General features: G+C 71.7%; 16 protein-coding genes. 9 read left to right on the top strand and 7 right to left on the bottom strand.

Annotated features, from left to right (window positions below; all coding sequences use genetic code 11):
- Positions 1-72: 72 nt before the first annotated feature.
- The 8 genes from Cs7R123_RS05990 (at position 73) to Cs7R123_RS05955 (ending at position 9,361) form a co-directional block, all read left to right on the top strand.
- Entirely contained in the window at positions 73-1,518 is a 1,446-nt protein-coding gene (locus tag Cs7R123_RS05990) for a glycosyl hydrolase (protein ID WP_212824078.1), read from the top strand.
- A gap of 157 nt (positions 1,519-1,675) precedes the next feature.
- A complete protein-coding gene (locus tag Cs7R123_RS05985) occupies positions 1,676-4,000 on the top strand; it encodes an arylsulfatase (RefSeq protein WP_212824076.1) in 2,325 nt (774 codons plus the stop codon).
- A gap of 38 nt (positions 4,001-4,038) precedes the next feature.
- Positions 4,039-4,800 carry a hypothetical protein gene (locus Cs7R123_RS05980; RefSeq protein WP_212824075.1) on the top strand — a complete coding sequence of 254 codons (762 nt, stop codon included), beginning with the start codon at positions 4,039-4,041 and terminating at the stop codon, positions 4,798-4,800.
- Between the two features lie 163 nt (positions 4,801-4,963).
- The gene (gene trpB / locus Cs7R123_RS05975) at positions 4,964-6,124 is read left to right on the top strand and encodes a tryptophan synthase subunit beta (protein ID WP_244871959.1); all 1,161 of its coding nucleotides are present in this window, start codon (positions 4,964-4,966) and stop codon (positions 6,122-6,124) included.
- The gene (gene trpA / locus Cs7R123_RS05970; RefSeq protein ID WP_244871638.1) at positions 6,121-6,921 is read left to right on the top strand and encodes a tryptophan synthase subunit alpha; all 801 of its coding nucleotides are present in this window, start codon (positions 6,121-6,123) and stop codon (positions 6,919-6,921) included. Before trpB ends, trpA begins: the two co-directional genes overlap by 4 nt.
- A 64-nt stretch (positions 6,922-6,985) precedes the next feature.
- On the top strand, positions 6,986-7,732 hold the full coding sequence (locus Cs7R123_RS05965) for a GntR family transcriptional regulator (RefSeq protein ID WP_212824071.1): 747 nt from the start codon (positions 6,986-6,988) through the stop codon (positions 7,730-7,732).
- Between the two features lie 44 nt (positions 7,733-7,776).
- A complete protein-coding gene (locus tag Cs7R123_RS05960; RefSeq protein WP_212824069.1) occupies positions 7,777-8,289 on the top strand; it encodes a YcxB family protein in 513 nt (170 codons plus the stop codon).
- A 91-nt stretch (positions 8,290-8,380) separates the two neighbouring features.
- Positions 8,381-9,361, top strand: coding sequence for a hypothetical protein (locus Cs7R123_RS05955; RefSeq protein ID WP_212824067.1), 981 nt, complete (start codon positions 8,381-8,383; stop codon positions 9,359-9,361).
- 85 nt (positions 9,362-9,446) lie between these two features.
- On the opposite strand, the gene Cs7R123_RS05950 is transcribed toward Cs7R123_RS05955, so the two are convergent.
- Positions 9,447-10,337, bottom strand: coding sequence for a M20/M25/M40 family metallo-hydrolase (locus Cs7R123_RS05950; RefSeq protein ID WP_212824065.1), 891 nt, complete (start codon positions 10,335-10,337; stop codon positions 9,447-9,449).
- Between the two features lie 59 nt (positions 10,338-10,396).
- Between Cs7R123_RS05950 and Cs7R123_RS05945 the strand changes: the two genes are divergently transcribed.
- Positions 10,397-10,843: a GNAT family N-acetyltransferase gene (locus Cs7R123_RS05945; RefSeq protein ID WP_212824063.1), complete on the top strand. Its 447-nt coding sequence runs from the start codon at positions 10,397-10,399 to the stop codon at positions 10,841-10,843.
- An 18-nt stretch (positions 10,844-10,861) separates the two neighbouring features.
- On the opposite strand, the gene Cs7R123_RS05940 is transcribed toward Cs7R123_RS05945, so the two are convergent.
- The 6 genes from Cs7R123_RS05940 to Cs7R123_RS05915 form a co-directional block, all read right to left on the bottom strand.
- Positions 10,862-11,062, bottom strand: coding sequence for a bleomycin resistance protein (locus tag Cs7R123_RS05940; RefSeq protein WP_212824061.1), 201 nt, complete (start codon positions 11,060-11,062; stop codon positions 10,862-10,864).
- 41 nt (positions 11,063-11,103) lie between these two features.
- Positions 11,104-12,294: a sugar MFS transporter gene (locus Cs7R123_RS05935; protein ID WP_244871637.1), complete on the bottom strand. Its 1,191-nt coding sequence runs from the start codon at positions 12,292-12,294 to the stop codon at positions 11,104-11,106.
- Positions 12,287-13,300, bottom strand: a complete 1,014-nt coding sequence (locus Cs7R123_RS05930; RefSeq protein WP_212824060.1) for a LacI family DNA-binding transcriptional regulator — start codon at positions 13,298-13,300, stop codon at positions 12,287-12,289. The genes Cs7R123_RS05935 and Cs7R123_RS05930 overlap by 8 nt, the downstream gene beginning before the upstream one ends.
- Before the next feature lie 126 nt (positions 13,301-13,426).
- Positions 13,427-14,260: a carbohydrate ABC transporter permease gene (locus Cs7R123_RS05925; protein ID WP_212824059.1), complete on the bottom strand. Its 834-nt coding sequence runs from the start codon at positions 14,258-14,260 to the stop codon at positions 13,427-13,429.
- Positions 14,257-15,246, bottom strand: a complete 990-nt coding sequence (locus tag Cs7R123_RS05920) for a carbohydrate ABC transporter permease (RefSeq protein ID WP_212824058.1) — start codon at positions 15,244-15,246, stop codon at positions 14,257-14,259. Before Cs7R123_RS05920 ends, Cs7R123_RS05925 begins: the two co-directional genes overlap by 4 nt.
- A 55-nt stretch (positions 15,247-15,301) precedes the next feature.
- Positions 15,302-16,594, bottom strand: a complete 1,293-nt coding sequence (locus Cs7R123_RS05915; RefSeq protein WP_212824057.1) for an extracellular solute-binding protein — start codon at positions 16,592-16,594, stop codon at positions 15,302-15,304.
- Positions 16,595-16,684 lie beyond the last annotated feature (90 nt).

Genomic DNA, 16,684 nt, shown 5'->3' with positions numbered 1-16,684 from the left:
GCAGGCGGAGTCCCCGGCCGCGTCCCGTCGGCCGGACATCCGCACCTCCGCATCCGAAAGGCGACCACCACCATGGCTTCACGCCGACTCACCCGGCTGCTGGCCGCGGCGACCCTCGCCGCCGCCCTCGGCCTGACCTCAGCACCGGCCCAGCCGGCGCTGGCGGCACCGCCCGGCGCGCCGGGCGTCACCCGTACCGACGTGATCAACTATTTCCAGGGCATCAGCGGCCGCAACTGGCTGTCCGGGCAGCAGGACGGGCCCAACAGCAACCCGACCCAGTGGACCAACAAGGTCCGCGACATCACCGGCCTGTTCCCGGGGGTGTGGGGCGGCGACTTCGGGTTCAGCCAGAGCGACATCGACAACCGGCAGCGCGTGTTCGACCAGGCCAAGGCGGCCTGGGCGGCCGGGACCATCCCGGCGATCACCTGGCACGCGTGCGTGCCGCTGGTCGCCACCTGCAACTTCGAGGGCGGCACCTGGCCGGTGAAGGGCAGCTGGCTGTCCGACAGCCAGTGGAACGAGCTGGTCACCGACGGCACCACGCTGAACACCTCGTGGAAGCGGCGCCTCGACCAGACCGCGCCCTACTTCCAGCAGCTCAAGGACGCCGGGATTCCGGTGCTGTTCCGGCCCTCGCACGAGATGAACGAGGGCTGGGCCTGGTGGGGCGGGCGCCCCGGCGCCACCGGCAGCCGCAAGCTGTTCCAGATCACCCACGACTACCTGGTCGGCCGGGGCTTCGACAACATCGTCTGGGTCTGGAACGTCAAGGACGTCAGCGGGGGCGCCGCCCGGGTCGCCGACTACTACCCGGGTGACAACTATGTGGACCTGGTGACCCTCGACGTGTGGGTGCAGTACTTCCCCTCGACCGAGTGGTACCAGGCGATCCAGAACATCTCCCACGGCAAGCCGATCGCGCTGGCCGAGGTCGGCCGCACCCCCACCCCGGCGCAGCTGGCCGCCCAGCCCCGCTGGACCTACTTCAGCGTATGGATGGACTGGCTGACCAAGCCGGAGTACAACACCGACGACGGGGTCAAGGCCACCTACTACGACGCGCGCGTGCTCAACCGGGGCGAGATCTCCATCCCGGTCGGCGGCGGTGGCGGATCGGGCGGCACCGGGCCGATCGTCGGCATCGGCTCCGGCCGTTGCGTCGACGTTCCGGGCGCGGCCACCACCAACGGCCTGCAGGTGCAGCTCTGGACCTGCAACGGCACCACCGCGCAGAGCTGGACGGTCGGCACCGACGGCACGGTACGGGCGCTGGGCAAATGCCTGGACGTCGCCGGCGGCGGCAGCGCCGACGGCACGAAGATCCAGATCTGGGACTGCACCGCCGCCAACCTGAACCAGCAGTGGACCTACAACGCCACCACCCGGCGCCTGACCAACCCGGCCACCGGCAAGTGCCTCGACGCCACCGGCCAGGGCACCGCGGACGGCACCAAACTCCAGCTCTGGACCTGCAACACCCAGACCAACCAGCAGTGGACCCTGCCCGCCTAGCGGGCCGGGACAAGACGATGCCGGGCCGGGAGGCGTCCGGCCCGGCATCGGGAAGGGCTCCCCGTGCCCGTTCGCGGCTGTCCGGATCGTTCGGTCCGTTGCCCGTTTCGGGTTCGGGGCATCGGTGGCGCACCTAGGGTGGACTGGGGGGTGTGCCATGGGTGAGGCGCAGTTCAAGGGCGTCATCAAGCTGGACGTGCGGGACTCGGTGGCGGACTGGACGCCGTACGAGTCGCCGAAGGCGCCGGACGGCGCCCCGAACGTGCTGATCGTGCTGTTCGACGACACCGGCCTGGCCGCGTGGGAGCCGTTCGGTGGCCGGATCGAGATGCCGACGCTCAAGCGGCTGGCCGACAACGGTTTGCGCTACTCGCAGTGGCACACCACGGCGCTGTGCTCGCCGACCAGGTCGGTGCTGCTGACCGGCCGCAACCACCACCAGAACGGCATGGCCTGCATCACCGAGGGCTCGATCGGGTTCCCCGGTGCGAACGGGCACATCCCCGACGAGTGCGCGACCATGGCGCAGGTGCTGCGGGACCGGGGCTGGAACACGTACTGGGTGGGCAAGAACCACAGCGTTCCCGTCGAGGAGGCCAACCCGGGCGCGAGCAAGCGCAGCTGGCCGCTGCGCAAGGGCTGGGACCGGTTCTACGGGTTCATCGGCGGCGAGACCAACCAGTGGTATCCGACGCTGGTCGAGGACAACCGCTACATCGACCAGCCGTACCCGCCGGAGGACGGCTACCACCTGTCCAAGGACCTGGCCGACCGGGCGATCCAGATGCTGCGCGACAGTCGCGCCTGCGCGCCGGGCAAGCCGTGGCTGATGTGGTTCAACCCGGGCGCCAACCACGCCCCGCACCACGTCGCCACCGAGTGGGCCGACCGGTACCAGGGCAAGTTCGACGACGGGTACGAGTCGTACCGCGACTGGGCGCTCAAGCGGATGACCGAGCTGGGGATCATGCCGGCGGGGACGAGGCTGACCGGCCTGAACCCGATGCCTGAGGGCACGTTCGACCCCAACGACACGGTACGGTCCTGGGACTCCCTATCCGGCGACGAGAAGAAGCTGTTCGCGCGGATGGCGGAGGTGTACGCCGGGTTCTCCGAGTACACCGACCACCAGATCGGGCGGATCGTCGAGTTCCTGGAGCAGACCGACCAGCTCGACAACACCCTGATCGTGTACTGCGCCGACAACGGCGCCTCGGGGGAGGGCGGCCCGAACGGGTCGGTCAACGAGAACAAGTTCTTCAACGGCTGGCCCGACGAGATGGCCGAGAACATGCGGCACCTCGGCGATCTGGGCAGCCCGAACACGTACAACCACTACCCGACGGGCTGGACGGCGGCGTTCAGCACCCCGTTCAAGATGTTCAAGCGCTACTCGTACGCGGGCGGCACCGCGGACCCGCTGGTGATCTCCTGGCCGAAGGGGATCAAGGCGCGGGGCGAGATCCGGCACCAGTACCACCACGTCACCGACATCGTGCCGACGATCCTGGACTGCTGCGGGGTGGAGTTCCCGGACACCGTGAACGGGGTGGCGCAGGTCCCGCTGCCGGGCGTGTCGATGAGGTACGGCTTCGACGACGCCGAGGCGGCCACCACCAAGCGGCAGCAGTACTACGCGATGCTGGGCACCCGGGGCATCTGGCAGGACGGCTGGAAGGCCGTCACCGTGCACGGTCCGACCTCGGGTCTGGGCAACTTCGACAAGGACGTCTGGGAGCTGTACTACACCGACGACGACCGGGCCGAGGCCGTGGACGTCGCCGCCAAGCATCCGGACAAGCTCGACGAGCTGAAGGCGCTGTGGTTGTCGGAGGCGGAGAAATACCAGGTGCTGCCGCTGGACGACCGGTTCCCGCGCGACATCCTGGCCGACCCGCGCCCGCAGCCGTTCCCGCCGACCGACTCCTACGTCTACTACCCGGACGCGGCCGAGGTGCCGGAGGCGATCGCGGCCAACATCCGCGGCCGGTCGTACCGGCTGCTGGCCAGTGTCGACGTCGCCGAACCGGACGCGTCCGGGGTGATCTTCGCGCACGGCTCGCGGTTCGGCGGGCACGCGCTGTTCCTCAAGGACCGCCGGGTCCACTACGTGTACAACTTCCTCGGGGTGCCGCCGGAGCAGCGGTTCGTCTCCGAGCCGCTGGCACCCGGCCGGTACGTGTTCGGGGTCGAGTTCGCCAAGCAGGGCGAGGGCGAGCACCACGAGACGCTGGGGCACACCAAGCTGTGGGTGAACGACACGATGGTGGCCGAGGGTCCGATGCGTACCCAGATCGGGATGTTCTCGCTGTGCGGCGACGGCCTGTGCGTGGGGCGCGACAGCAGCGACCCGGTCAGCGCCGACTACCCGCAGCCGTCGGCGTTCCGGGGCGGCACCATCCGCCAGGTCGAGGTCTACGTCGGCCAGGACCAGTACCTCGACCTGGAGAAGGAGGCCTTCGCGGCCCTGGCCCGGGACTGACCCGCGGGCCGTCGCCCTGCGCGCTAGCGTCTGCGGGCATGAGATCACGATTGCTACTGGCCAGTGCCGCCGCGGGGGCGGTGCTGCTCGCGGGCTGCGCCGCCCCATGGAACCGGGGCGCGCAGCCCGAACCCGCGCCGGTGTCCACGGAGGACGCGACGGCGACGAGTGAGGCGCTGGCCCTGCTGCGCCTGGGCAACAACTTCGTCGAGACGAGGTTCCGGACGGACCTCGACGTCGGCGGCCTGGTCACCACGGTCGCCTGGACCGACAACCCGCGGAGGCGCTTCGAGGCCACCTTGAAGGCGTCCGGCCGGGTGATCGAGCTGCGCGGGGTCGGCGACGCGGTCTTCCTCAAGCCCGGCGGGGCGGTGCCCGGGGTCGCGGACGGCTGGTACCGGCTGGACCCGGCCAGGGTGCCGCGGAACTTCGCGATCGACTTCACGCCCGGCCACAACGATCCCGGCGGCTCGGACCGCCTGATCGACGCGATCGTGTCGGCGCAGGTGTCGGGCCGGGTGATCAGCGGGACCATCGACCTGGCCAAGATCGGGGTCGGGATCGGCATCAGCATCCCGACGCCTGACGGCGGATTCCCGGAACGGGCGCACCACCAGCTGTTCGACGCGACGCTCGACGACCGCGGCTACCTGATCCGCTTCGAGCTGCCGATCAGCGACTCCGCCGACGCCGTGCTCCAGTACGGGGACTTCGGGACACCGGTCGACGTCGAGGCGCCGCCCGGTGCGCCGTCCGCGCCGGAAGCGCTGTACGCGCTGCTCGGCTCGCCCGGGGCCTGACCGGGTGCCGCCGCGGCCGTCGCCTGCCGGGGCGGCCGTGGCGCATCGGAGTGGCGCGGCGTGCGGGTGGTGTGCCACGATGGGCAACAGTTCTAGAACAGTTGGAGGAACTGTGGGAACCATCGCTGCTCAGAGCCTTGCCGTGCTGCCCGCCGCCGGGCTGATGCCCGACCCTGGCAGCGCCGGCCGGTTCGGCGAGTACGGCGGGCGCTTCGTGCCCGAGTCGCTGATCCCGGCCTGCGCCGAGGTGGAGGAGGCGTTCCGGCAGGCGTGGGCCGACGCGGGCTTCCGCCGCGACCTGAACCGCCTGCTGTCGGTGTACGCGGGCCGCCCCACCGCCCTCACCCCGGCCTGGCGGCTGTCGGCCGAACTCGGCGTGACGCTGCTGCTCAAGCGGGAGGATCTGGCGCACACCGGCTCCCACAAGATCAATAACGTGCTCGGCCAGGCCCTGCTGGCCAAGCGGATGGGCCGCACCCGCCTGATCGCCGAGACCGGCGCCGGGCAGCACGGTGTCGCCACCGCCACCGCCGCCGCGCTGCTGGGCCTGTCCGCCACCGTGTTCATGGGCGAGAAGGACATGGCCCGCCAGGAGCTGAACGTGCACCGCATGCGGGTGCTCGGCGCCGAGGCCGTGCCGGTCACCAGCGGCAGCCGCACGCTCAAGGACGCCACCAGCGAGGCCATGCGCTACTGGGTGACCTGCGTCGACGAGGCGTACTACTGCCTCGGGTCGGTGATGGGGCCGCACCCGTACCCCTGGATGGTGCGCGAGTTCCAGCGGGTCATCGGCGACGAGGCGCGGGCCCAGTGCGCGGCCGAGCTGCCCGCAGCCATCCCCGACTACGTGGTCGCCTGCGTCGGCGGCGGCTCCAACGCCGCGGGCACCTTCGCCGGGTTCGCCGACACGAAGGCGCAGCTCGTCGGGGTCGAGGCCGCCGGGGGCGCCGCGATCGCCGACGGGCGGGTCGCGGTCATGCACGGGCACCGCTCGTACGCCGTCCAGGACGAGCACGGCCAGATCCTGGAGGCCGAGTCGATCGCCGCCGGGCTGGACTACCCCGGCGTCGGCCCCGAGCACGCCCACCTGCACGACATCGGCCGCGCCCGCTACGTCACCGTCACCGACGACGAGGTGCTCGCCGCCGTACGCAGGCTGGCCCGCAGCGAGGGCATCCTGCCCGCGCTGGAGTCCGCCCACGCCGTGGCCTGGGTGATCCGCGCCGCCGAGGGCGGCGAGCTGCCGCAGCACGCCACCGTGCTGCTCACCCTGTCCGGCCGCGGCGACAAGGACACCGCGACCCTGCTGGAGGTGGCCCGGTGACCGCGACCATCGCCGGCACCGCGCTCGGCCCGCACCTGCGGCGGCGCCGCGACGCCGGGCGCAAACTGCTCGCGCCGTACCTGACCGCCGGGGTCTGCGAGAACTGGACCGACTACCTGCGGGCCTACGCCGACAACGGGGCCGACGCGATCGAGATCGGACTGCCGTTCTCCGAACCCGTCGTCGACGGGCCGACCGTGCAGGAGGCGTCGCACCAGGCGCTGCGCCGCGGCGCCAACGTCCGCGACATCCTGGCCGAGCTGCGGCGGGTGCGCCTGGACGTGCCGCTGGCGGCCATGACCTACTACCACCTGGTGCAGCGCGACGGCCTCGGCCCGTTCTGCGCCAACCTCGCCGAGGCGGGCGTGCGCGGGCTCATCGTGCCCGACCTGCCGCTGGACGAACTGGGCGCGTTGGAGCACGCCGCCGAGGCGGCCGAGGTGGACCTCGTGCTGGTGGCCGCGCCCAGCAGCACCCCGGCCCGGCTGCGCGACATCGCCCAGCGCAGCCGCGGCTTCATCTACGCGGTCAGCGTGATGGCCCCGACCGGGGTCCGCGCCGAACTCGCCGACACCGCCGGGCAGCTCGCCGCCCGGCTCAAGCAGTCGACCGACCTGCCCGTGGTGCTCGGCTTCGGCATCGCCACGCCCGACCACGCCGTGGCGGGGGCGCGCGACGCCGACGGGGTCGCGGTCGGCTCGGCGCTGATGCGCGCCATCCTCGACGGGGACACCCCGGCCCAGGTCGGGGCGCGGGTGGCGGCGCTGCGCGACGCGCTGGACCGGGCGTATCCCTGAGCGGTGCGGCGGGGACGCGATACTGCTCGCGTCCCCGCCGCACCGCCGACAGGAGTCCCCGCGCATGCCAGGTCCCCGCTACCGGGCCATCGCCGCCGACCTCGCCGACCGCATCCGCCACGGCGAGTACGCCCCGGGCACCGCGCTGCCCGCCCAGCGCGAACTGGGCAGCCGCTACGACGTGGCGCTGGCGACGGTGCGGCAGGCGTTGCAGGCCCTGGTCGACGACGGGCTGATCGTGGTCGAGGCCGGCCGGGGCACCTTCGTCGCGCCGACCCGCCCGGCATACCGGCTGGACACGCTGCGCAGCTTCGTCGACGACCTGCGCGACCAGGGCCACCAGGTCGCCACCCGGGTGGTGTCCTGCTCGCTGCGGGCCATGCCCGCCTGGGTCGCGGCGCTGTGGGACGAGCGCGACACCGCCGCCCGCGCGCTGCGGCTGGAGCGGCTGCGGCTGGTCGACGGGGCACCGGCCATCCACCAGGTGTCCTGGGTCGACCAGCCGTACGCCGACACCGTGCGGACCTGCGACTTCAGCCAGACCGCGCTGTACGCCGCGCTCGCCGACGCCGGGATGCGGATCGCCTCGGCGGGCGAGCAGATCGCCGCCCAGGCCCTGCCCGCCGCCAGCGCCGCCCTGCTGGGCCGCCCGGAGGGGACACCGGTGCTGGTCAGCGAGCGGGTGACCCGGACGGTCGCGGGGACGGTCGGCGTGGTGGACCGGGCGGTCATCGCCGCCGAACTGGCCATCCGGGCCCAGCGGACGATGCACCAGGTCTCGGTCCAGTGGGGCGCCCCGGCCCGCGCCTGACCACGGGACAGCGACGCCGCCGCCGACCGCATACGATCCCGCCCGTGTCCCACACGTCTCAGCTAGACCTCCGGGTGGCCCAGCCGTTCGACCGCGACCGGGTACTGGCCAACCTGCGGCTGGTGCACGCACCCCGCCTGCACAAGAACAGGTCGTTCGGCATCGCCGCCGGGCTCGTCGGCGTCGGCGGCGCGGTCCTCCTGCTCGTGTACGACCGGATGAGCGTGTACGTGGTCCTCCTGCTCATGCTCGCCGCGTCCGGCTGGTACCTGCGCTGGGCCACCGAGCGGTGGTTCACCACGGGCATCGACGACCTGCCCGCCGTCTGCCGGGAGGACGGCGTGCTCACCCTGACCGAGGACCGGATCATCCAGGAGTTCCCCCAGCTGCGCAGCGAGCTCGCCTGGAGCGCCGTCGTCAGGGCGGTCGAGACCCCGGCGGGCTGGCTCCTCTACTACGGCCGGTGGCACACGGTGTCCGTGCCCCGAGCCGGGCTGACCGACGAGCAGATCGACCAGCTCCGGGCCTTCCTCACCGCCCGGGGTCACCTCGGCTGACCCCTGACCTGGGAAAATCTGCTGCCGATCGCTGATGGCGCCGGTCACATCAGGGCGGTTGCGGGCGCTCGGCGTCAGTACCATGCCGCGCATGCTCCTCCCGCCCACCCCGGCACCCGGCCTTGCGGCCGAGCCTGCCGCCGACCCGCGGCCGCCGGGTCCCCGGTGGCGGACCTTCCTGGCGCGCAGCGGCCGGCTGTTCGCACCCCTGGCCGCGATGCTGCTCGCCGCTGCGATCAGCCAGGTGATCGGCCTGCCGCACTTCTGGGCCGTCGGCGTGCTGGCGGCCGCTCCCATCGGCGCCGGGTGGGTGGCCTACCGCCTGGGCCGCGCGTGGGGTGTCCGGAACCTCGCGGTGGCCACGGCGGTCGTGGCCGGGCTCGGTGCCGTCGGCGCCGGCTATGCCGCACCGCTGACGGCGCTGACCGAACGCGGTGTGCCGACGGTGGCGGTGGTCCAGTCGAAGGAGCGCGACTCGCGATGGCTGAAGGCGTCCCGGTACGGCACCCACAGGTCGTGGCGCTACCGGCTGGTCGCCGCCGACGGGCGTCCGATCGCGGGCGAGCTGGTCCGCGGCCCCGGTGAGCTGCGCGTCGGCGACCGGGTGGAGGTCGTCTACGACCCGCGGGGCCGGATCGAGCCGCAGTTGCCGGCTGCCCTCTCCGGTGCCGGGCCCGTCATGACGGCCTCACTGTCGCTGGTGCTCGCGGCGGTGCCGCTGGGGTCGTGCGCGGTCGGGCGCAGCATCCGTCCCGACGCCGACGAGCGGCTGCGGGCGGCGCTGATGCGCGCCGAGGCGGCCAGGTCGAGGCGTCGCCCGTCGCCGCCGTGGTTCCGCCCGCTCGGGCGGACCCGGCGCGTCGTCGGCCGGGTCTGGTGCGGGCTCGGGCTGGTCGTGGCGGGTGCAGGGGTCGCCGCCATCGTCTGGGGCGGCGGCCGGGGGAGCGCGGGTGACGACTCCACCGGGCCGGTCCTCGCGGTGGGGGGCGGCTGGTTCGGGGCGATCCTCGGCGTCCTCGTCGTGCTGCTCAGCCTGGGGCCCGCGTTCGGCCGGGACACCCGGACCCGCTAGGTCGGTCCACCGCCTGCCGGTCTAGATCTTGTGCACTTTCTGCTGTCAGGGCGACGGAAAGTGCACAAGATCGCCGGGTCGCCGGTCATGCGCCGCCGGGCAGGCTGGCGAGCGCGCGCACCGCGTACGCGACGGCGGCCGTCACCTGCGCGGCGAAGTCCAGGTCGAGCGTGTCGACGGTGTCGCTCGGGCGGTGGTAGTGCGGGCTGCGGAACTCCGTCGTATCGGTCACCATCACGCCCAGGCGGCCGCTGTCCCAGTACGGCACGTGGTCGCTGCGCGCACCGTCGCCCGCGTGGTCGGCGGGCAGCGGCAGCGGCAGCACCGGCAGCGGCGGGTGCTGCGCCCGGCCGCCGGCGAAGATCGCGGCCAGCCAGTCGCCGGCGTCCTCGTCGCCGATCGCGGCGATGAAGTCCGCGCGGTGGAACGCCGACAGGTCCACCCCGAGCTCGTCCCCGACCTCCGGGAACGTCTGCGAGTGCGGCCGCGGGTCGCGGAACCCGATCGACTCCAGCACGATCACGCCCTCGACGTCCTCGCCCGTCGCGTCGAGCCGGGCCACGTGCGCCGTGCTGCCGTTGAACGGCTCCGGATCGCACTCCTCCCCGCCGAAGAAGCAGAACCGCAGCGTACGGGCCGGGGCGGGCCCGGTGGCGAACAGCCGCGCGAGCTCCAGCAGCCCGGCCACGCCGCTGGCGTTGTCGTCCGCACCCGGGCTGCCCGCGACGCTGTCCCAGTGCGCGCCCAGCTCCAGCACCGGGCCGCCGTCCGTGCCGGCGCGCTCGGCCAGCAGGTTCACCTCGTGCGGCGCGTCACCGTAGCGCTCGGTCACGACCTGGTAGCCGTACCCGGTCAGGTGGGCGGTGACGTGGTCGAGTGCCGCCCGCACCGCCTCGGAGTTGCGGCGGTGCCGCGGCCCGTACGCGGTCAGCTGCTCGATGTGCTTCCGCAGCGCCGCAGCGTCGATGATTCCCATGCCGACGGTTCTATCGACCGGGTGCAACAGGACATCCGGGTCGGCTCTAGGCTGCTTGCATGATCTTCCGGGAGGCGACGCGGGCCGACCTGCCCGCCGTCATCGCGCTGCTCGCCGACGACGTGCTCGGCAAGGCCCGCGACTTCGCCGAGGTCGACGACGCGTACGAACACGCGTTCGCCGCGATCGAGGCCGATCCGCGCAACCTGCTGATCGTCGCCGACGACGGCGGCGAGGTCGTCGGCTGCTTCCAGATCACCTACATTCCGGGGCTGGGTCGCCACGGTGCCGAGCGGTCCCTGATCGAGGCGGTGCGGGTGCGTGCGGACCGGCGCGGCCACGGCCTCGGCGCCCAGATGATGCAGTGGGCCATCGACCAGGCCCGTGCCCGGGGCTGCGCCCTGGTCCAGCTCACCACGGACAAGTCCCGCCTCGACGCGCACCGCTTCTACGAGCGCCTCGGCTTCGTCGCCAGCCACGAGGGGATGAAACTCCCGCTGACCTGATCGGCGCTCGGTGCCGGGTCACGCGGCTGCGATGTGCAGGACCTCGTCCATGTAGCGCCCGGCGGCGGCGGAGGCCTCGTCCGAGGTGCTCCCGTGCTGGCGCGCGTCCAGGTACGCGGCGTACCAGTCCCACCAGTTGTGGGGCGCGTGCGTCTCCTCGTAGGGACCGTGGTGCTCGGACGTCTCGTGCAGCAGACCTGCCAGGGAGGCGATGTCCATATCAGCTGACGCTATACCCGTTTCGGGGGCCGCGGGCCTGGTCAGCGCAGGTGGCGGGCCAGGGGCGACCACAGGGTCAGCTGGACGAGGGCGAGCAGGGTCGCGAAGGGCAGCAGGGTCCAGGTGCCCGTGGTCTGGGCGAGGGTGCCCGCCAGCCACGGCAGGGTGGCGCCGCCCAGGGTGGTCAGGCCGTTGGTGATGCCGATGGCGGTGGGCACGAGCCGCTGCTCGGTCAGCCGGGGCATGACGGCCATGGTGGTGGGGAAGATCGGGCCGAGGAAGAACCCGAGCAGGCCCATGCCCGCGGCGGCCGCGGCCGGGTGCGGCACGGCCCAGATCAGCAGGCAGGCCGTGGCGGTGCCGCCGAGGCAGCCGTACGCCATGGCGGCGGTGCCCAGCCGCAGCCGCCCCGCGATCGGGCTGATCAGGAACCGGCCGAGGGTGAGCCCGAGCCAGTAGCCGCTGACGGCGTACCCGGCGAGCAGGTCGGACAGGGCCCGTTCGGTGCGCAGGTAGCTGAAGCCCCAGCTGCCGACACTGATCTCCAGTCCGACGTACACGGCCAGGAACAGGGCGGCGACGATGACGCGCGGCTGGCGCACCGTCGTGGACAGCAGGCCGGGGCCGGCGGCCTGCTCGTGTCGGCGTTCGGGGCGTGGCGTGCGCGGGTGCGCTCGCAGGAAGCCGATCAGCAGCGGTACGCAGATGAGGGCCTGCACGGCCCATACGGCGGTCCAGTCGGTGCGGGTGAGCATCCACGCGGCCATGAGCGGGCCGAGCAGCGCGCCGACGCCGAAGAACGCGTGCAGCCGGTTGATCCGGTCGGTGGCGTGCGGCAGTTCGGCCAGATAGCTGTTCAGGGCCGATTCGAGCAGGCCGGTGCCGGTCCCGGCGAGCAGCGCCACGGCGACGAAGGCGGGCAGCGGCGGCCGGGTGGCGGTGTAGACCGCGGCGGCCGCGAAGGCCGCGGTGCCGAGCAGCAGCGTCGCGCGTACGCCGAGCCGGTGGATCAGCACGCCGGCCCCGGTGGCGCCGAGCAGGAACCCGGCCCCCGAGGTGAAGAAGGTCAGGCCGATGGTGGCCTTGTCGACGCCGTAGTCGGCGATCTGCGCGGGCAGCAGCACGCCGCCGACGCCGGAACTGATCCCGACCAGCAGGAACGCCGCGTACGCGAGCACCACCGCGGCCTGGGCGTCGGGGCGTGCCAGCGCGGGCGCGGCCTGCTCAGCCACGCGGGGCGCAGGCGCTGTCACGGATCACCAGTTCGGTGGCGAGTTCGACGCGGGGGCTTTCGATCTTCTCGCGTTGGGCCAGGCGCAGGACGGTGCGGGCGGCGAGCAGGCCCATCTCGGCCAGGGGTTGGCGGACGGTGGTCAGCGGCGGCGAGCACCAGCGGACTTCGGGGAGGTCGTCGAAGCCGACGACGCTGACGTCGTCGGCCACGCGCAGTCCTTTGCGGCGGATCGCCTCGTAGACGCCGAGGGCCATCTGGTCGCTGGAGGCGAAGATCGCGGTCGGCGGCTCGGCCAGGTCCAGCAGCTGGGTGCCGCCGGTGTACCCGGCCTCGTGGTAGAAGTTGCCCGGGTAGATCAGCTTGTCGTCGAGCGGCAGGCCGGCGGCTTCGATCGCGGTGCGGTAGCCGTCGAGGCGGGCTCGGCTGCACAGCAGCTGCGGGGGCCCGGCGATGAATCCGATCCGCTGGTGTCCCAGGCCCAGCAGGTATTCGGTGGCGCGCAGGGCGCCGTTCCAGTTGGTGGCGCCGATGGTGGGCGCCTCCTGCGGCGGTACCCCGGCCGGGTCGACGATGACGACCGGGATGTTGAGGCGGCGCAGTTCGGCCTGCAACGGCGGCTCCAACGTGGACGTCACGAAGATGACGCCCTCGGTCGAGCGGGAGCGCATGTTGTCCAGCCACTGCTTGGCCGACGAGGCGCGGCGGTGGATCGCCGAGACGACGGTGCCGACCCCGGCCGCGTGTGCGACGTCCTCGACCCCGCGGATGATCTCGACGGCCCACGGGCTGTCCAGATCGTTGAAGACGAGGTCGATCAGACCGGACGTGCTGCGTACGGAGGTGGTGCGGCGCTGGTAGCCGTGCCGGTTGAGCAGCTCCTCGACCCGTTGCCGGGTGGTGGGGGAGACGTCGCTGCGGCCGTTGATGACCCGGGAGACGGTGGGTACGGAGACTCCTGCCTCACGGGCGATCGCCGCGATGGTGACCTTGCGGTTGTCGTCCACGCCGGGGGTGCTCCTTCGGTGCTCGGGTTCGGCCGCGCGATGGTCGGCCTCGGGGAGGACGCTGTCGGCCCTCCCCGGTGTTGCGGGGGTTGGTTGACCTTGAAAGGTACCGGTCGGCCTGAGCGGTCAGCCCTTGACACTGCCCGCGAGGCCGCCGACCAGTTGTCGTTCGGCGATGGCGTAGAAGGCGAGTGCGGGGAGCATGGAGAGGATGACGTAGGCCAGGACGCGGGCGGTGTCGTCGGCGTATTGGCCTTGGAAGGCTTGGACGCCGACGGGCAGGGTCCACCAGTTCTGGTCGGTGAAGACGACGAGGGGGAGCATGAAGTTGTTCCAGCTGGCGACGATGGCCAGGACGGAGACGGTGGCCAGGGCGGGTCTGGCCATGGGCAGCAGGATGCGCCAGAAGAAGGCGAAGGGTCCGCAGCCGTCGAGGGTGGCTGCTTCCTCTACTTCGGCGGGGATGGTGCGGAAGAACGAGCGCAGGATGATGATCGTGGTGGGGAGTCCGAAGGCGGCTTGGGGCAGGATGACGCCGAGGGGGTTGTCGAGCAGGTCGAGGCTGCGCAGCAGGATGAACAGGGGCAGGATCGCGACGGCGAACGGGAACATGAGTCCGACGGCGAACAGGGTGAACAGGAACTCCCGGCCGCGGAAGCTGAATCTGGCGAAGATGTATGCGGCGGCGGCGGATGCGGCGACGACGACGATGACGGTGGCCAGGGCGATGAGGGTGCTGTTGGCGAGTTGGCGCCAGAAGACTTCGCTGCCCAGGATGCCGGTGTAGTTCTCGGGGTGCCAGGGGTGGGGTAGGCCGATGGGGTTGGTGGAGAGCTGGCCGTTGTCTTTGAAGCCGCCGAGGATGCCGAATCCGATCGGGATGACGATGAGTGCGCCGATGGTGATGGAGATCAGATGTAGGAGTGTGCGGCGGGCGCGGGTGGCCATGGTGGTTTTCATCGCTGGACTCCGCGGGTGGTGAGTGCGCCCTCGAGGTCGCGGCGGAGTACGAACCGCTGGTAGAGCAGGGCGAAGATGAGGCTGAGCAGGAACATGGCGATGCTGATGGCGCTGGCGTAGCCGACTTCGAAGCGGCGGAAGCCGTACTGGAACATCGTGACGGCCATGGTTTCGGAGCTGTGGATGGGTCCGCCGCCGGTGAGGACCCAGACCATGTCGAACAGCTGGATCGTGCCGATCACCGACAGGAACAGGCTTACCCGGATGGTGGGTCCGAGTAGCGGCAGCGTCACGTGCCGGAAGACCTGCCAGGGTCCGGCTCCGTCGGTCGTGGCCGCCTCGGTCAGCTCGCGCGGGATGCCCTGCCGCCCGGCGAGGAGGAGGATCATGTGGAAGCCGAAGTACTTCCAGGAGATGACGAAGAACAGGGCGTAGATGACCTGTTCGGGGTCGGCGAACATGTCGCCGCCGAACGCCAGTCCCCGGTTGGGTGAGAAGACGAGGGTGAACAGGACCGCGGTGGTGACTTCGGAAAGGACGTAGGGGGCGAAGAAGACGAGGCGGTAGACGGCGCGTCCGCGTAGGGGCTGGTTGAGCAGCATGGCCAGGGCGAGTGAGACCGGTAGCTGGACCAGGACGGACAGGGCGATGAGCAGGCCGCCGCGGCGCAGGTCGCCGAGGAAGGTGGGGTCGGCGAATGCGCGGGTGTAGTTGTCGAGGCCGACGTAGTTCTCGGGCAGGTTGAAGCCGTTCCATTTGAACAGGCTGGTGTAGCCGGCGACCACGATCGGCACGAGCACCAGCAGCAGGAACAGGATCAGGGCCGGGGCGAGGAAGACGGCGATGGTGCCCAGTCGGCCGACACGGGGCCGGGCGCCCCGGGCCGGGGCCCGGCGGCCACGCGGAGGCGTGACCGCCGGGAGCGCCGTCAAGAGCTCGGTCGCCGTGTCTTCGGGTCGTCGTCCGGTGTTGGTCGACAGGGTCATCGGTCCAGCTCCAGCCGGTCGTCGTACACGGAGGCGGGTTCTTGAACGGGGCGCATTACTGGCTCTTCGCGACCTGGGTGATGTCCTTGACGATCTGCTCCGGGGTCTTCGACCCGGCGATCAGCTCGGCGACGCTGTCGTTGACCTGCTGCCCGACCGCGGGCGGGTACGCCTGGTCCAGGTACAGCTGGAACCCGGTCGCCGCGGCGAGGCTCGTGGCGACGACCTTGCTGTTCGGGTCCTTGACCCCGTCCACGGCGTCCTTCACCGTCGGCAGCACCGCGCCGGTGGCCGCGCTGGTCCGCTGGTTCGCCGCGGTCATCAGCGACTTCAGGAAGTCCGTGGTCGCCGCGGGGGCGTTCTTGCCCACCACGAACCCGTTGCCGCCGCCGAACGCCTCCGCGACGGTGCCCTTGCCGCCGTCCACGGCCGGGAACGCGAAGAACCCCAGCTTGTCACCGAGACCCTTCTTGCTGGTCGACGACGACGCCTGGACCGACGGCGCCCACTGGCCCATCAGCTCCATCGCCGCGCCGCCGTTGCCCATCGTCGCCGCCTGGCCGTCCGGGCTGCCGTACTCGGCACCGAGGAACGCCTTCTGGAACGGGGACAGGGCGACGAGGTCCTTCAGCGCCTTACCGGCGGCGATGAAGTCGGGGGTGTCGAAGTTGCCGTCCTTGGCCGCCTGCTGCAACGCGCCCAGGCCGCCGATCCGCATCGCCAGGTACGCCCAGTAGAAGTGGCCGGGCCACTTCTCCTTGCCCGCCAGCGCGATCGGGACGATGCCCTTGGCCTTGATCGCCGACACCGTCGTGAGCAGCTCGGCCCACGTGGTCGGCGCCGCGGTGATCCCGGCCTGGGCGAACAGGTCCTTGTTGTACCAGAACCCGACCATGCCCACATCGAACGGAATCCCGTAGATCTTCCCGTCGATCGTGAACGGCTGCACCGCCGCCGGCAGCAGCGTCCCGATCCACGGCTGGACGTCGGCCGTGATGTCCTTGACCAGCCCCGCGTCGACCTGCTGCTTGAGCACGCCGCCGCCCCAGGACTGGAACAGGTCCGGCGGCGACCCGGCCTGCGTCGCCGTGGTGAGCTTGGCCTTGAACGCCTCGTTCTCCAGGGGCTGGATCTCGATCTTCACGTTCGGGTGCGCGGTCGTGTAGTCCTTGGCCATCGCCGCCCACACGGGCAGCATCGGCTCGGTGTTCTGGATGTGCCACCAGTTGATGGTCTGCGCGCCATCCGGGCTGGCGGGCTCGTCGTCGCCGCACGCTGCGAGCAGAAGCGCGCCGGCGGAGGCACCGGCGATACCCAGCAGCGATCTGCGGGAGAGGTACGCGGTCATAGCCGTCCCTTCGAGGTACTGGCATGTACTCGGGGTGCCGACCTTGGTCGGCCGTGGGGGATGAGCTGAGCAAGTACCGGTTCCGAAACT

The organism is Catellatospora sp. TT07R-123, assembly GCF_018327705.1.
GTDB lineage: Bacteria > Actinomycetota > Actinomycetes > Mycobacteriales > Micromonosporaceae > Catellatospora.
The sequence above is the reverse complement of the archived record's forward strand: the minus strand, read 5'-3'. Positions and strand labels throughout refer to the sequence as shown.